The sequence below is a fragment of the Mycobacterium sp. IDUB_37 genome (genome assembly GCF_055419245.1).
On sequence record NZ_JBVAXG010000001.1, the window covers coordinates 1,249,994 to 1,264,022 of the forward strand.

Sequence of the window (14,029 nt, forward strand, 5' to 3'; positions counted from 1 at the left end):
GGCGTAAGCCGGGCGCAGCGATCGGCTAGGCGGGGGCGAACTGCGGGGCGCCGCCGGTGCCCTTCTCCGGGAGGAGGGCAACCTTCATCCCGGACGTCACCGAATCGGGTTCGCAGTCAACGATATTGGCGGCGACAAGTAGACCGCTCTGGTCACTGAGTTCGACGAGCGCGATCACATACGGGGTTGGGATTTCCGGGTTGTACGGGTGATGGTTGACGGTGTAGGTGAACACCGTGCCGTCGCCGGCCACCGGTGTTGCCACCAGTTTGGCGCCGCAGTCACGGCATTCGCCGGTAGCGGGATGCACCCAGCGCGCGCAGTGCTCGCAGTGTTCAATCAGCAGTGGGGAGCTCGACTCGGCTGACACGACCAATACAGTACACTCAATTGGTTCCGACATATCGGTGTATCCGGCGCATTAGGTCCGACGGACGGTGCAGATGAACTACTTCGAAAAAGACGCGATCTTGTCCGGCAACGGCATTTCGCGGATCGGCCGCCGCACCGGGATTCCGGGGCGGGATCTCACGATGGAGGCGGTGCGGGCCGCGATCGACGACGCGGGCCTGGCCGCGGGCGACATCGATGGCATCGCGACCCTCGGTGATACTCCGGCGGCCGAAGTCAACGCCGAACTAGGAATCGACGCCGCCGACTGTGGCAGCGGATTCGGCACCGGCGGGCTGTTGAGTCCGGTGATGTCGGCCTGCCGTGCGGTCACCGAGCGACGCGCCCGCCACGTCGTGGTTTACCGGACCATCCAGATGCTGGGGGGCACCGTACTCCCGCAAGACAAGGATGCGCCCGCGCCGCCGCTGGCGCGCATGTTCGAGACGCCAAAGGGCGAAGAACCGCCTGCGGTCGGGGCGATGGACGACATCAACGATCTCATTGCGGCCCATGCCTATTCGGCCGCGAACTGGCTCGCGCTGCACTGCCGCCGCCATATGGATCTGTATGGCACCACCAAAGAGCAGCTGGGCTGGATTGCGTTGAATGGCAGGCGCAATGCGGCTCTGAATCCCCGTGCCGTCTACCGCGATCCGATGACGATGGCCGACTATTTGGGTGCGCGGTTGGTGTCGACGCCGTTCGGGCTGCTGGATTGCGATGTGCCCATTGACGGTTCGATCGCGGTGGTGGTCTCCCACGCAGAGTACGCCCGCGACTGCCCGCACCGTGCCGTGGCGGTCGAGGCGATCGGCGGTTCCAATGGCGCCGGCGGCTGGTTCCACCGCGACGACTACCCGAAGATGGCGATGTCGGACGCGACGGCGCAGATGTGGTCGCGCACGGAACTGACGCCTGCCGACATCCAGGTCGCCCAGTTGTATGACGGGTTTACCTATCTGACTCTCGCTTGGCTGGAGGCTCTCGGGATATGCGGGGACGGTGAAGCCGGCCCGTTCGTCGAGGGCGGCGCACACATTGCCCGTGACGGCCGACTGCCACTCAACACCTACGGCGGACAGCTTTCGGCTGGGCGCATGCATGGGTACTGGGCGTTGCACGAAGGGTTGTTGCAGCTGCGCGGAGAGGCGGGGGAGCGCCAGGTGACGCAGCGGCCAGAGGTTGGCGTGGTTTCCGTCGGCGGCGGCCCGGTCGCGGGATGCATGTTGCTCACTTGCTGAGCCGGCTGTGACTGTTGGCCAGAACGCCGAGCCGGACCCTGTCCGGGCGGACAAGCGAGCCGCGAAGATCGCTCGCTGCATCGAGGCGGACATTGTCCGTCGGGGCTGGGCGATCGGGGAATCGCTGGGTTCGGAATCAGCTCTGCAACAACGGTATGGGGTGAGCCGATCGGTGCTGCGCGAAGCCGTTCGCCTCGTGGAGCACCATCAGGTTGCCCGGATGCGCCGCGGACCCAATGGCGGATTGCTCATCTGTGAACCCGATGCCGGCCCGGCAACCCGCGCTGTCGTCATCTATCTCGAATATCTGGGCACGACGTTGAGCGATCTGCTCAATGCGCGACTGGTGCTCGAGCCGTTGGCTGCCGCGCTGGCCGCCGAGCACATCGACGAGCCCGGAATCGACCGACTGAGGGCGGTCCTGCGTGCCGAACAACAGTGGCGGCCCGGCCTGCCCGCGCCGAGGCGCGAGTTCCACATCGCGCTCGCTGAGGAGTCGAAAAACCCTGTCTTGCAATTGTTTATCGACGTTCTGATGAGGCTTACCAAGCGCTACGCCAGGACATCGAAGACAGCATCCGCGGCCGAGGCAGTGGAGGCTGCACACCAGATGCGTGGGGATCACGCGGATATCGTCGCCGCCGTCACCGCGGGCGATTCCGCACGTGCCAAGACGCTCAGCGAGCGACACGTCCAAGAGGTGACCTCGTGGCTGCAGCGGCACCAGGCCACGCGGGCCGGCCGGGACAAGGCGCGTAACGCGCGGCCCGAATCCGAGACGCCCAGCGGCAAGCTCGCCGAAGGGCTGGCTGCCAACATCGCCGACGGTATCGCCGCCAGTGGCTGGCAGGTCGGTTCTGTCTTCGGTACCGAGGCGGCGCTGCTGGATCGCTACCGGGTCAGCCGCGCGACATTGCGGGAAGCGGTACGTCTGCTGGAATATCACGCGGTCGCACACATGCGGCGCGGGCCCGGCGGCGGTTTGGTGGTGGCCAAGCCGCGCGCGCAAGCCAGCATCGACACCATTGCGCTCTACCTGCAGTACCGCAGGCCGAGCCGCGAGGACCTGCGCTGTGTACGAGACGCGATCGAGGTGGACAATATTGCGAAGGTTGTCGCCAAGCTCGGCGCGCGGGATACCGACGACGAAGTGGCCGCCTTCCTCAAGCCGCTGACCGATACGCCGGCGCAATCCACCGCCGATGTTCGCCGGGCAGCTGTCGAGGAATTTCGTTTCCATGTCGGCCTGGCGGAACTGGCCGGAAACGCGGTGCTCGAGCTCTTTCTGCGGATCATCGTCGAGTTGTTCGGCCGGCACTGGACCAGCACTGGTCCCGCCCAGCAAGCGGGGACCGACCTCATCGCCGTCGAACACGCTCACCTGCGAATCCTCGAAGCGGTCGCCTCCGGCGACGACAGTCTTGCCTGCTACCGGATCCGGCGTCACCTAGATGCCGCGGCGGCGTGGTGGCTGTAAAAGAAACTCGCTGGAAATGACACATGACGCGCATAGCAAAGCCCATTCTTGGGTACAGGAATGTTCAAGCGAATCGCCGGTACAGCAGAGTGCCGGCGTTTGACACGCGGGAGCGCCGAATGACCATCACGACCGGGACTGGACAGGATCTCCGCCAGCGGGGGTTTCTCCATTCCGCGCTCTTCTATCAGACCGAACGTGAATGCCTGGATTTTGTGGTCCGGTTCGCGGCCGACGGATTTGCAGTGAACGAGCCGGTATTGGTCGCGGTACCCCGTGACCGGCTGGCGCTGTTGGGGCCGGAATTGTGCGCGGCCCGAGCCGGATCTGACGCCGAACTACGACTGATTGACATCACCGAAGCAGCGCGCAACCCAAGACGGTTCCTGGCGATGGAGGCCGCGTTCGCCGACCGCTACCCGGATCGGCCGGTGCGTATCGTGAGTCAGCTGGTCTGGCCCGGCCGCACCGTCGACGAGCGTCTTGCGTGCATGGAGCACGAGGCGTTGGTCAACGGAGCGCTGAAGAACCGGAACGTGATGGCCCTGTGCCTCTATGACGCGACCCAGTTCAGCGACGAGACTCTGGCCGGTGCCCGCAGCACGCATCCGCTGTTGTGGAAGTGCGGATCGGCGTATCGCAGCTCCAACTACTCCCCAGATGCCGTCCTGGCCCAATGCAATCAGCCGCTGCCGCTGCATCCCGGCGCGGTGACCTACACCGTGCGAAAGAGCGCCGACCTGCGGCCGGCCCGGTCCTTCGCGGCCGATTACGCCGGTTGGGTGGGATTGTCCAGCGAAGGTCTGGAAGATCTGCAGATGATCGCCACCGAATTGGCCACCAACAGCCTGCAGTACACCGGGGGCGCCTGCCAGCTCGCTTTCTGGCGACAGAACGAACATCTGGTGTGCGAGGCCCGTGACGGCGGACGGCTCGACGATCCCTTTGTGGGCCTGACGCCTCCGAGTGCCAGCGGTACCGCGAGTCGGGGCCTGTATCTGGTCAATGCAATGGCGGATTTGGTGCGCACGCACACCGCCATGAACGGCACTACTATTCAGGCCTACCTGCGACTGAATCCGTCGCGGGATTTGATGTCTTAGCGCGCGACCAGTTACAGCGGAAGCCGGCAGTTCGTCGCGCTTCCGCTGTAAATGTCCGGCCGCGTTTAAGACGTGCCCGGAGGAATGGTTTCCGTCGGGGCCACCGGTGCCGGGCTGATCGGCTTGTTGGCCGGAGTGCAACCCGCCGCCGCAACTGCAAACGCAGCTATCAGTACGGCGCCCACGATCTTGGCGGCTCGCGTTCTGGTGCTCATTGTGTTCATCGGTCGCGCCCTTCCTTTATGCGTTTACGTGGCGTTGCAAGGCGCCAAGCCGCAGACCGAGGACTGCAATTGACGCAGAGGCTAATTTATACCACTTGGCGCACCAAATCAATTGGGCAACAACGGATTAACTCAAATCTGGTCAAGCGCGAGCAAGCCTCCGGACGCAATTAACGACCGGCAGTTGTTGGCGGAATGACGCCTGGCGGCGGGCCTACTCTGGCGCTGTCACCTTTACCGGTCTGGCGCCGGCGCCTCCGTGGCGGGCGGCGCCACCGGAACCGGAGCAACCGGCTGTTTGAGGCAGCCGGCGGCCCCGAAGGCGAACGCGGCGACCAGCACGGCACCGGCGATCCGGACGGTCCGCGACTGCTTGGTGATTGCGCTCATGAGTTGTGCCCTTCTCGCGCGTATTGCACATGCGCCAGCAGCGACTGGCGCTGATGGAAGATGTTATCTGCGTCACAGTCGAGTGGGTAGGCTTTCACCGAAGAAATTGACGGTTTGGCAACCTATTCGTCGTTTGGTTTTCGGCGACGGTGGGACAGGGCGGCACAATCAGGTCACCGCGGTCTCGAGCTCATGGATTCGGTTGCACCCACCGCTGGCAACGTCCATTTGCTGGTTCCGGTGCCGCGCGTCGCGATCGCCCGGTCCACATGCGGGGCGGGGCGCATCCGCCGGCCCGCTGGGAACCGGCTGCCAAAGCAGCGGTCCCCAGCGGGTCCCCCGACGTTATCCACGGTGGGGCCGATGCGCCGGTGTCACCGTCAGCGCTCCCGCGAGCACACCGCGACAGCCATCCGAAGTGACCGCAGCATCTTGCTCTTCGCGCGGACAACGTCGGCGCCTTCGTTTGCTGCATCTGACCAGCCAGCCAATTTCACCGCTATCGGGATGCTATCGCCATCGCCGCGGGTCGCGAGCCGTTTTGGAATGAATTCAAGGCGATCCGAGGATATTGCTTCCGATGCCTCCGAAAAGCACTTGCGAAGCGCGCGGCCTGAGGTCTAGTGTCACCGCTCGTGCGTCTTTTCGAGAGTGCCGTAGTAGCTAGCACCCGCAGCGGGGTCTGATCCAGACCGACCCCCCGCTGTGGGTCGGAAGCTACTACCGTCGGTCGCTCCTTCAAGCCAGAGAAGACCGGCACCATGAATTTCTCCTCATCGAACCTTTCGCCGAATCTCGAACCATCTGCAAATGCTTGGTTCGGATTCCACTTCGGTATGGCACTGCCGCACGGCCTGCGAGAACAGGCCGACACCATGTCATGGGAATGCTTCGTCGCCGCCTATAACCACACCGCCGGGCCGCTCCGACTCGGGCAGTGGGCGTGCACCGACGCCGAGCGACCAGCCGCGCGGTTAGGTCCGCAAGCCCGCAATTACCGGGCGGTGCTTGCCGTTGGTGATCGAATCAGCACCTCCACCGCGGCCGCGGGCGGACCGGTCGCGGCGCTCACCGCGATGCTGCACGAGCGCGGAATCAGGTTGGAAACATTGAAGTTTCACCAGATGCACGCAGCCGATCAGACCGCGACCTTCATCCGCGGCACCGACGGTGCCCGCGCCGAGTGGGCGATGGGCTGGGCGGACGATTCGACGCAATCCGCGCTGCGCGCGGTGATCGCGTGCGCGAACAGGTTGATGGACTGACAGCGTAGGCCAGCCGGCTTGCGCTGTCGGCCAGGTTCAGCTCACCGCGTCCGGATCGACCAACGGGATGACGATGTGCGACGGCGTCGGCCCGCCCTGGTGTAGCTGGTAGCGCCCGCCTTCCAGCGCGCGGCGCGAAGGCCTGTTCGGCACCAGATGCGGAAAGTCGTAGGTGGTGACCGTCAGCCGTAGCCGGTGACCAGCGGCGATCAGCGCGGCGGTCGGGAAGATCTCCATGTCGTAGCGGGTCACTTCGCCCGGCACGACAGGCTTGGCGGCTGATCGGGTGCTCACGTGATGCGGTCGCAGCACTGTGCCGTCCGGTAAATACCAGGTTCGTTCCGGGTCCAGCTCACGGTGCGAACCGAGCAGAGCGCCCTGGGTGAGCGGGCGGCTGGCTCCGTCGGGTGAGACGTCGTCGAGATGGGCGACCCACAGTGTCTCCGTCGTGGTGGCAGCCGCGTGAATCGTCAGGGCGATAGGTCCGGCTACCAACACCTCATCGGCGAACGGTTCGGTGTTGTAGGTGAGGGCGCCGCGTTGCAGGCGGCGGTTGTCCTGGTCGTACCGGATGCTGCGGCCGCGCTGGGAGAACATGAAACTGTTCATTCCCAGCGTCCACTGCTCCAGACTTCGGCCGGACACCGGGCCGCGCTTCACATAGTTGAGGGTCGCCGTCGTGGTGTTGGGTGCGCTTTCCCGGTTCAACTGGCCGGAATTGGACAGATAGAAGCGGGTGGGTGTCGCCTCAGCCAGTGGATAGTTGTCAGAGCGGAACCACCGCGAGCTACCGATCGCTTGAAAGGTCAGTGGCGCACCGGAAATGGCCGCGTCGGGGTCGTCTTTGAGCCAATAGTCGAACCAGCGCAACTGCACCGCGTTGAGATGCAGTCCGCCGAAGTCCGACACGTGATACCACGGGCCGGCCATCAGTCGTATCCGGTCAGACACCGGTTGGCCGGGCTGCATGGGGGATTCGTCCGGCCGGCCGGTGGATGCGTTCTGCAGCGCCGCATAGTTCAGTGGCGCGCCCCGCTGGAAAGCATCGTGCCAACCTGCGACCAGGAAGGTCGCGACGCCGTTTTCGACGATCTTGGGCAACACCAGTGCCGGTCGCATCGCGTCCCAGAACGGGCCGTCGAAGGCGGTCTCGCCGCCGGCGATCGTATCGGCGATCAGCGGCCGGAAATATTGCCGCTGATCGCGTCCGCGCTGCCGAACCGCGGCGAAGCCACCCGATCTCGGTCGGGAGTGCCCGCCGCGTTTGAACAACTCCAGCGTCGGATTGACCACGTTGAGCAGGTTGTAAACCGCCCCGTAGGCCCGCACCGTGCGCAAGTGCGGCACCCCGCCCATCGCCGCGGCATCGCGGTAGAAATCGCGGGCGGCCATCGCCGGAAATATCGCTTTCAGCGGCGACTCCGGGCCGACTGCGGCTGCGGTGAACAGCTGGTTGATCGCCAGGTAGGAGATTCCCACCATGCCGACGCGGCCGTTGGCGTTGGGCAGCCCGGCCGCCCACTGCACCAACTCGACCCCGTCGTGCACCTGCCGATCGCCGAACATCTCGAAACAGCCGCCCGAGGCGCCGGTCCCGCGTACGTCGACCATCACCTCGATGTAGCCGCGTTTGATCAGGTACGGGGCGGCGCCGCCGCCTATCTGCGCCGCTGGTGGTGGCGCCTTCTTGCCGTAGGGCGTGATCGACAGCAGCACCGGGAATGGCCCGGCGGCGGCTTCGCCGGTTTCGGGCACCGTGGGGTAGTGGATATCGACGCGGAGGTCGACGCCGTCGCTCATCGGCACCGCGACGTTGTGCCGGATGCTCACGCCGAACTGCGCCGGCGGTGGCGTCCATTCCGGTTCGAACGGAGACGGGCTTCTGCGGCGAGCACGTCCTGCCGCGGCGTTCAGCCTGGCTCGCAGCGTCGTCATCTGTGCCTACAGCGGGCGCAGCACGATCGGCATACCGTCCATCGGGATCGGCATGCCGGCGTAATCCCAGCGCGGCTCATAGTCGGCCCGGGGGAGCTCGATCCGATAGCGGCGCAGCAACCGGTGCATGATCGTCTTGACTTCCAACTGGCCGAACATCATGCCGATGCACTTGTGTGCGCCGCCGCCGAACGGTGTGAACGCATACCGGTGCCGCTTGTGCTCATTACGCGGCTCGGTAAACCGGTCCGGGTCGAATTTCAATGGGTCAGTCCAGAATTCGGGCAGGCGATGGTTCAACCCGGGATACGCGATGACGTTGGTGCCCTTGGGAATGTAGTAGCCGAGCAGGTCGGTGTCGCGCACCGTCTGACGCATTCCCCATTGCACGGGCGTCACCAACCGGATCGACTCGTTGAGCACCAGGTCGAGCGACTCCAGCTTCTCCAGCGCCTCGATATCGAGCGGGCCGTCGCCCAGGCGGTCCGATTCGTCGCGGCAACGTTGCTGCCACTCGGGGTGTCGAGCCAGGTTGTAGGCCATGGTGGTGGCCGTCGACGTGGACGTGTCGTGGGCGGCCATCATCAGGAAGATCATGTGGTTGATGATGTCTTCGTCGGAGAACCGGTTGCCGTCCTCGTCTTCGGTGCGGCACAACACCGACAGCAGGTCGTCGCCTTCCTTGGCGCGTTGCTCCTTGACCCGGTCCGCAAAGTAATTTTCCAGTAGTTCGCGCGCCTTGATGCCGCGCCACCAGGTGAACGGCGGTACAGCGGAACGGATGATCGCGTTGCCGGCTCGGGTGGTGGTGGTGAATGCCCTGTTCACCTTCGTGACCAGTTCGTGGTCGGTGCCGGGTTCGTGGCCCATGAACACCATCGACGCGATGTCGAGGGTGAGTTCCTTCATCGCGGGATACAGCAGGAAGCGTGCATCGTCGGCCACCCAGTCGTTGGCGATCACCTGCGAGACCACCTGGTCCATCTGCCCGACGTAGCCGACAAGCCGGGTGCGGACGAACGCCTCCTGCATGATCCGCCGGTGGAACATGTGCTCTTCGAAGTCGAGCAGCATCAGCCCGCGACGGAAGAACGGCCCGATCACCGGGACCCAACCCTGCTGAGAGAAGTCCTTGGTGCGATTGGAGTAGATGGTTTGGGCAGCGTCGGGGCCCAGCGCCACCACGCTCGGCAAGATGGGGGAGTCCCCGAAGATGACGGGGCCCTGCGTTTCGTACAGAAACTGCAGGTACTCGGGTCCGCCGCGCAAGAGCTCGATCAGGTGCCCGAGAATTGGCAGACCGGCGTCCCCTAGCACGGGCTTGAGCCCGCTTCCTGGCGGCGGGTCTGCCAGCTTTCGCTCCGGGAACTGCGTCTTGCGCAACTGACGTTCCACCAGGCCCATGCCCGGAAAGTTGTTGAACGACGGCGTGAATCGGCGTTGCGCCTGGTCAAGAAGATATGCCGGCGTACTGATGGTTGCCATGGACGCTCCTTTGCGGCCCCCGCTACGGGCTGACACTGTGACCTGTAGCACCCATAATTGGAGTAGAATTGACAACTGTCAAGTTTGCTTTCGAGGTGGCATGGTGCATGGTTCTGGTGTGACTGACGCTGTCGGCGCTGCCGACTGGGGTTCGACGGTCGCTCGACGTCGCGGCGATCGGCACCGGCAGGCCATCATCGACGCGATGCGCGATCTGATGGAAGAGCTGCCGTTTTCCGAACTGTCGGTGAGCACCATCAGCAAGCGCGCCGGGGTGGCGAGGTCGGGCTTCTACTTCTACTTCGAATCCAAATACTCCGTGCTCGCCCAGGTTCTGGCTGAGGCTGCCAACGAACTTCAGGAACGCACCCAGCACTTCGCGCCGCGTCCGCCGGGCGAGTCGCCAGAGCAGTTCGCGTATCGGATGGTCCAGAGCGCGACGCTGGTGTATTCCCACAACGATCCGGTCATGACGGCCTGCAATGCCGCCCGTTATCAAGACGCCGAGATCGGCGTGATCGTCGAGCGGTTGTTCCAGGAGTTACTTCGTGCGGTCCTGGGCCTGATCGAGGCAGAGGTGCGAGCAGGCACGGCAAAACCGATCAGTGATGACGTGCCGACGCTGGTTCGGACGCTGCTGGCCATCACTGCACTGTCGCTGACCGGGGACCCGTTCGTGGTCGGCGAGGATCACGACATCGAGCGCCGCATGCGGGTGCTGGCGGATATGTGGGTCGGTTCGTTCTGGGCGGGGGCGGCGAAGTAGCGGCGGGGCTCGGGTGATCAGCCAGTACTGGTCCCGGCGCCGATCCACCGACTTGCGAACAAGCTGATGGACCGGCGCCTGGGTTGGGCCCGTAGGCCCGAACCGACCCTCCCGCAGGCAATTCGGGGTGCCGCCGGAGGGTCGGAGACTATGGCCATCGATTCGCGCCGCTAGGCGGCGGTGAACCTTTTGACGTGTACGTAAATAACGTTAGCGGGCGTGAGCCGGTCTTGTCTCGTATTTTGCTCAACTGATTTCCGGAGTCTCTGGCTGCCCGCTCCCAGCCGATTCGATACCGCCGGTATCGTCGCGACCATGGCGCAAAGAGGCTCCGGGTATTACGCAGGTAAGCGTTGTTTTGTGACGGGCGCGGCCAGCGGTATCGGCCGCGCCACCGCTTTACGACTTGCCGAGCAGGGCGCCGAACTGTATCTGACCGACCGTGACGCCGAGGGTTTGTCGCACACCGTGGCCGACGCCCGCGCATTGGGCGCGGACGTACCCGCGCACCGGGTTCTGGACATCTCCGATTACGCCCAGGTGGCCGCGTTCGCGGCCGACATCCACGCCGCGCACCACAGCATGGACGTCGTACTCAACATCGCCGGCGTTTCGGCGTGGGGCACCGTGGACAGACTGAGCCACGAGCAGTGGAACAAGATGATCGCGATCAATCTGATGGGACCGATCCACGTCATCGAGACGTTCGTCCCAGCGATGGTGGCGGCCCGCCGCGGTGGGCACGTGGTCAATGTGTCCTCGGCTGCCGGGTTGGTGGCGCTGCCCTGGCATGCGGCCTACAGTGCCAGCAAATTCGGCCTGCGCGGACTTTCCGAGGTGTTGCGTTTCGATCTCGCGCGGCACCGCATCGGGGTGTCGGTGGTGGTGCCCGGGGCGGTGAAGACCCCGCTGGTCGGCACAGTGGAGATCGCCGGCGTCGACCGCAGTGATCCGCAGGTCGCCCGTTGGGTTGACCGCTTCAGCGGTCACGCCGTGTCGCCGGAGCGGGCTGCGGCCAAGATCTTGGCCGGCGTGGCAAAGAACCGTTACCTGATCTACACGTCGCAGGATATCCGTGCGCTGTACGCCTTCAAGCGGTTTGCCTGGTGGCCCTACAGTGTGTCCATGAGTCAGGTCAATGCGATCTTCACCCGGGCATTGCGGCCGGGCCCGCCGACTCGGTGACGTCGGTCGGCGAACGCATTTCGCGGCAAATTGGCACCGCTAGCGCAGTGTCGTCGCGATTACTGTGGTCTCGCTGCGGTCAGTTCAGTCTCGTTGCAGTCCAAGCATTCTCGGTGCTGCCGGCGCGTGCTCAGCTGGGCATCTCGAGTTCCAGTCGTACGCCGAGCAAGCGGATCGGACGGTCCAGTTCGAATAAGCCCAGGATGCTCAGTGCGGCTGCGGTGATGACGGCGGCGTCGGTGGTCGGCGCTTCCAGCTTGCGGATCTTGGTGCGCGTGTAGAAGGTCGCGGTTCGCACGGTGACGGCGACGCGGTAGGCGATGCGCCCTTCGGCCACTACGTCGGCCAACGTCTTGAGAGCCAATTCCGTTATTGCCGAATCCATTTCGCTGCGATCGGTGAGGTCGCGCGGAAAGGTGACGACATGACTGCGCGAGCGCGGAACCCACGGCTTGGCGCTGACTTCGGTATCGCCGCCGCCCTTCGCCAGCAGTAGCAACCACAGCCCGGTGCGTGGACCAAAGGTGGATGTGAGTAGTTCGCCGTCGCTGTGGGCGAGCTGCCGAACGGTTGTCACCCCAAGGGTCGCAAGCCTTTTCGCTGTCTTGGGACCCACACCCCACAGTGCGTCTACTGGGCGCTCGGCCATCAGCGTCATCCAATTCGCTTCGGTGACCGTGAAGATCCCGGCCGGTTTGGCGAAACCGGTGGCGACCTTCGCGCGCTGCTTGTTGTCGCTGATGCCGACCGAGCAGGACAACCCGGTTTCGGCCAGCACCACGGTACGGATCCGTTCGGCAAGATCGGTGGGGTCGGCTGTCACGCCCGCCGCCACCCCGATATAGGCCTCGTCCCAGCCCCACACCTCGACCGGATGACCCAGGTCGCGCAACAAGCCCATCACCTGATCTGAGGCCTCGTCGTAGGCGGCCGGATCGGACGGCAGGAACGTGGCATCAGGACAGCGGCGCGCGGCGGCGCGCAACGGCATGCCCGCGTGCACCCCGAACTCGCGAGCCTCATAGGAGGCGCAGGTGACGACCTTGCGCGGCTCGGTCGGATCGCCGCTGCCGCCGACAATCACTGGCAGCCCGGCCAATTCGGGATGACGGCGCAGTTCGACGGATGCCAGAAACTGGTCGAGGTCGACGTGCAGGATCCAGCGCTTTGTCGTGTCGGGATCGTCGGTCGACAAGGGACCGGCTCAGCGTCCGCACAACTTACGGGCCAGACTCGCCCATGCCTCGGCAAGGGTTTCCTGAGTGTGGCCGCCCTCGTTGAGCTGGTGCTCGATGTAGTCGGCGTCGAGTAGGGCCAGCAGTGCGTCGGTCTGGACATCGAGGTCACCGGTGGTATGTGCCGCTTGCAGCAGCACTCGGACGTGGGTGCGTTGGACGGCGGCCGCACCTACGTGGCGCATGTGCGGATCACGGTTGGCGGCGGACAGCAACTGGTGGTGGGTGTGCGCGAAGCAGATCCGCTCCCGTCCGAAAGCGACCAGCCGATCCAACGGTGGCGCATCGGGTCCCAGTGGCGGCGGGCCGAACAGAAATGCCTGCTGGCTGGCCTTTTCGTCCTCGTCGATCAGCACCATCATCAGACCGGCCCGGCTGCCGAAGCGGCGGAACAGGGTGCCTTTTCCGACGCCGGCGGCCGCGGCGATATCGTCCATGGTCACCGCGTCCGCGCCGCGGCTGGTGACCAAGCGGCGCGCCGCCTCGAGTAGCAGGGCCCGGTTGCGGGCGGCGTCACTGCGTTCGCCAAGCGGCTCCGGCGCCAGGTCCTGCGGGGTGGAAAGGGGCAGTCTGCCCAGCTCCTCGATGCCGCTCACTCCTGCACTGTAACGTGACCGGAATAAAACGGACTATAGTCCGCTTGATTGATGCGAAGATGTAGATCAACAACCAAAGGGGATGAGGAAATGCCTGATATCAAGGTCGTGGCGCTGGTGGGCAGTTTGCGCACCGGTTCGGTCAACCGGCAGATCGCCGAACTCGCGGCCCAGGTGGCCCCGGAGGGCGTAGTGGTGACCGTGTTCGACGGGCTGGGGGAGTTGCCTTTCTATAGCGACGACATTGACCCTGCCGTCGGCGCAAAGGTCGACGAACCAGCTGCGGTGTCCGCGCTGCGCGCCGCGGCGGCCGATGCCGACGCCGCGCTGGTGGTGACGCCGGAATACAACGGCACCATGCCCGCTGTGGTGAAGAACGCGATCGACTGGTTGTCGCGCCCGTTCGGCGACGGTGCATTGAAGGGCAAGCCGTTGGCGGTAGTCGGCGGCTCCTTTGGGCAGTACGGCGGGGTGTGGGCGCATGACGACACCCGTAAGTCTTTTGGCATCGCGGGGGCCCGCGTGGTCGAGTCGATCAAGCTTTCGGTGCCGTTTAAGACATTGGGTGGCAGCGCTCCGGCGGAGAATGCGGAGTTGTCGGAGAACGTGCGTGACGTGGTCGGCAAGCTCGCCGCCGAGGTGGGCTGACCCTGTAGTCCGGGGTCGCCACGAGCGGACTACGACGCAGCAAAAGCTCTAGTCAAAGCCGCCGACAGTTTCGTCGGCGGCTTTGC

At 64.9% G+C, this 14,029-nt stretch carries 14 protein-coding genes; 8 read left to right on the forward strand and 6 right to left on the reverse strand.

Annotated features, from left to right (window positions below):
• Positions 1-25 precede the first annotated feature (25 nt).
• Positions 26-403 (reverse strand): Zn-ribbon domain-containing OB-fold protein, encoded by a 378-nt coding sequence (locus ACZY1I_RS05865; protein ID WP_463753298.1) that lies wholly within the window; start codon positions 401-403, stop codon positions 26-28.
• A 40-nt stretch (positions 404-443) separates the two neighbouring features.
• On the opposite strand from ACZY1I_RS05865, the gene ACZY1I_RS05870 reads away from it, so the two are divergent.
• From ACZY1I_RS05870 to ACZY1I_RS05885, 4 genes are all read left to right on the forward strand, one after another.
• The gene (locus ACZY1I_RS05870) at positions 444-1,634 is read left to right on the forward strand and encodes a thiolase family protein (RefSeq protein WP_463753299.1); all 1,191 of its coding nucleotides are present in this window, start codon (positions 444-446) and stop codon (positions 1,632-1,634) included.
• A 7-nt stretch (positions 1,635-1,641) separates the two neighbouring features.
• Positions 1,642-3,111, forward strand: coding sequence for a FadR/GntR family transcriptional regulator (locus ACZY1I_RS05875; RefSeq protein WP_463753300.1), 1,470 nt, complete (start codon positions 1,642-1,644; stop codon positions 3,109-3,111).
• 119 nt (positions 3,112-3,230) lie between these two features.
• Positions 3,231-4,214, forward strand: a complete 984-nt coding sequence (locus tag ACZY1I_RS05880; RefSeq protein ID WP_463753301.1) for an anti-sigma factor RsbA family regulatory protein — start codon at positions 3,231-3,233, stop codon at positions 4,212-4,214.
• An 84-nt stretch (positions 4,215-4,298) separates the two neighbouring features.
• Positions 4,299-4,511 (forward strand): hypothetical protein, encoded by a 213-nt coding sequence (locus tag ACZY1I_RS05885; protein ID WP_463753302.1) that lies wholly within the window; start codon positions 4,299-4,301, stop codon positions 4,509-4,511.
• 161 nt (positions 4,512-4,672) lie between these two features.
• Here the strand turns inward: ACZY1I_RS05885 and ACZY1I_RS05890 are convergent, their stop codons facing one another.
• A complete protein-coding gene (locus ACZY1I_RS05890; RefSeq protein WP_463753303.1) occupies positions 4,673-4,828 on the reverse strand; it encodes a hypothetical protein in 156 nt (51 codons plus the stop codon).
• Between the two features lie 761 nt (positions 4,829-5,589).
• Here ACZY1I_RS05890 and ACZY1I_RS05895 point away from each other — a divergent pair.
• Positions 5,590-6,093: a homocitrate synthase gene (locus tag ACZY1I_RS05895; RefSeq protein ID WP_463753304.1), complete on the forward strand. Its 504-nt coding sequence runs from the start codon at positions 5,590-5,592 to the stop codon at positions 6,091-6,093.
• A 36-nt stretch (positions 6,094-6,129) separates the two neighbouring features.
• Here the strand turns inward: ACZY1I_RS05895 and ACZY1I_RS05900 are convergent, their stop codons facing one another.
• Positions 6,130-7,923: a CocE/NonD family hydrolase gene (locus tag ACZY1I_RS05900; RefSeq protein WP_463753534.1), complete on the reverse strand. Its 1,794-nt coding sequence runs from the start codon at positions 7,921-7,923 to the stop codon at positions 6,130-6,132.
• 111 nt (positions 7,924-8,034) lie between these two features.
• Positions 8,035-9,513, reverse strand: a complete 1,479-nt coding sequence (locus ACZY1I_RS05905) for a cytochrome P450 (RefSeq protein WP_463753305.1) — start codon at positions 9,511-9,513, stop codon at positions 8,035-8,037.
• A 100-nt stretch (positions 9,514-9,613) separates the two neighbouring features.
• Here ACZY1I_RS05905 and ACZY1I_RS05910 point away from each other — a divergent pair, with 100 nt between their 5' ends.
• Positions 9,614-10,279, forward strand: a complete 666-nt coding sequence (locus ACZY1I_RS05910; protein ID WP_463753306.1) for a TetR/AcrR family transcriptional regulator — start codon at positions 9,614-9,616, stop codon at positions 10,277-10,279.
• A 315-nt stretch (positions 10,280-10,594) separates the two neighbouring features.
• Entirely contained in the window at positions 10,595-11,464 is an 870-nt protein-coding gene (locus ACZY1I_RS05915) for an SDR family oxidoreductase (protein WP_463753307.1), read from the forward strand.
• A gap of 130 nt (positions 11,465-11,594) precedes the next feature.
• On the opposite strand, the gene ACZY1I_RS05920 is transcribed toward ACZY1I_RS05915, so the two are convergent.
• Both ACZY1I_RS05920 and ACZY1I_RS05925 read right to left on the reverse strand, forming a co-directional pair.
• Positions 11,595-12,659, reverse strand: coding sequence for a DNA polymerase IV (locus ACZY1I_RS05920; RefSeq protein ID WP_463753308.1), 1,065 nt, complete (start codon positions 12,657-12,659; stop codon positions 11,595-11,597).
• Positions 12,660-12,668: 9 nt separating this feature from the next.
• Positions 12,669-13,295, reverse strand: coding sequence for a TetR/AcrR family transcriptional regulator (locus tag ACZY1I_RS05925; protein WP_463753309.1), 627 nt, complete (start codon positions 13,293-13,295; stop codon positions 12,669-12,671).
• A gap of 90 nt (positions 13,296-13,385) precedes the next feature.
• On the opposite strand from ACZY1I_RS05925, the gene ACZY1I_RS05930 reads away from it, so the two are divergent.
• Complete coding sequence (locus tag ACZY1I_RS05930) at positions 13,386-13,943, forward strand: NAD(P)H-dependent oxidoreductase (RefSeq protein ID WP_463753310.1); 558 nt, start codon at positions 13,386-13,388, stop codon at positions 13,941-13,943.
• The last annotated feature ends 86 nt before the right edge of the window (positions 13,944-14,029 follow it).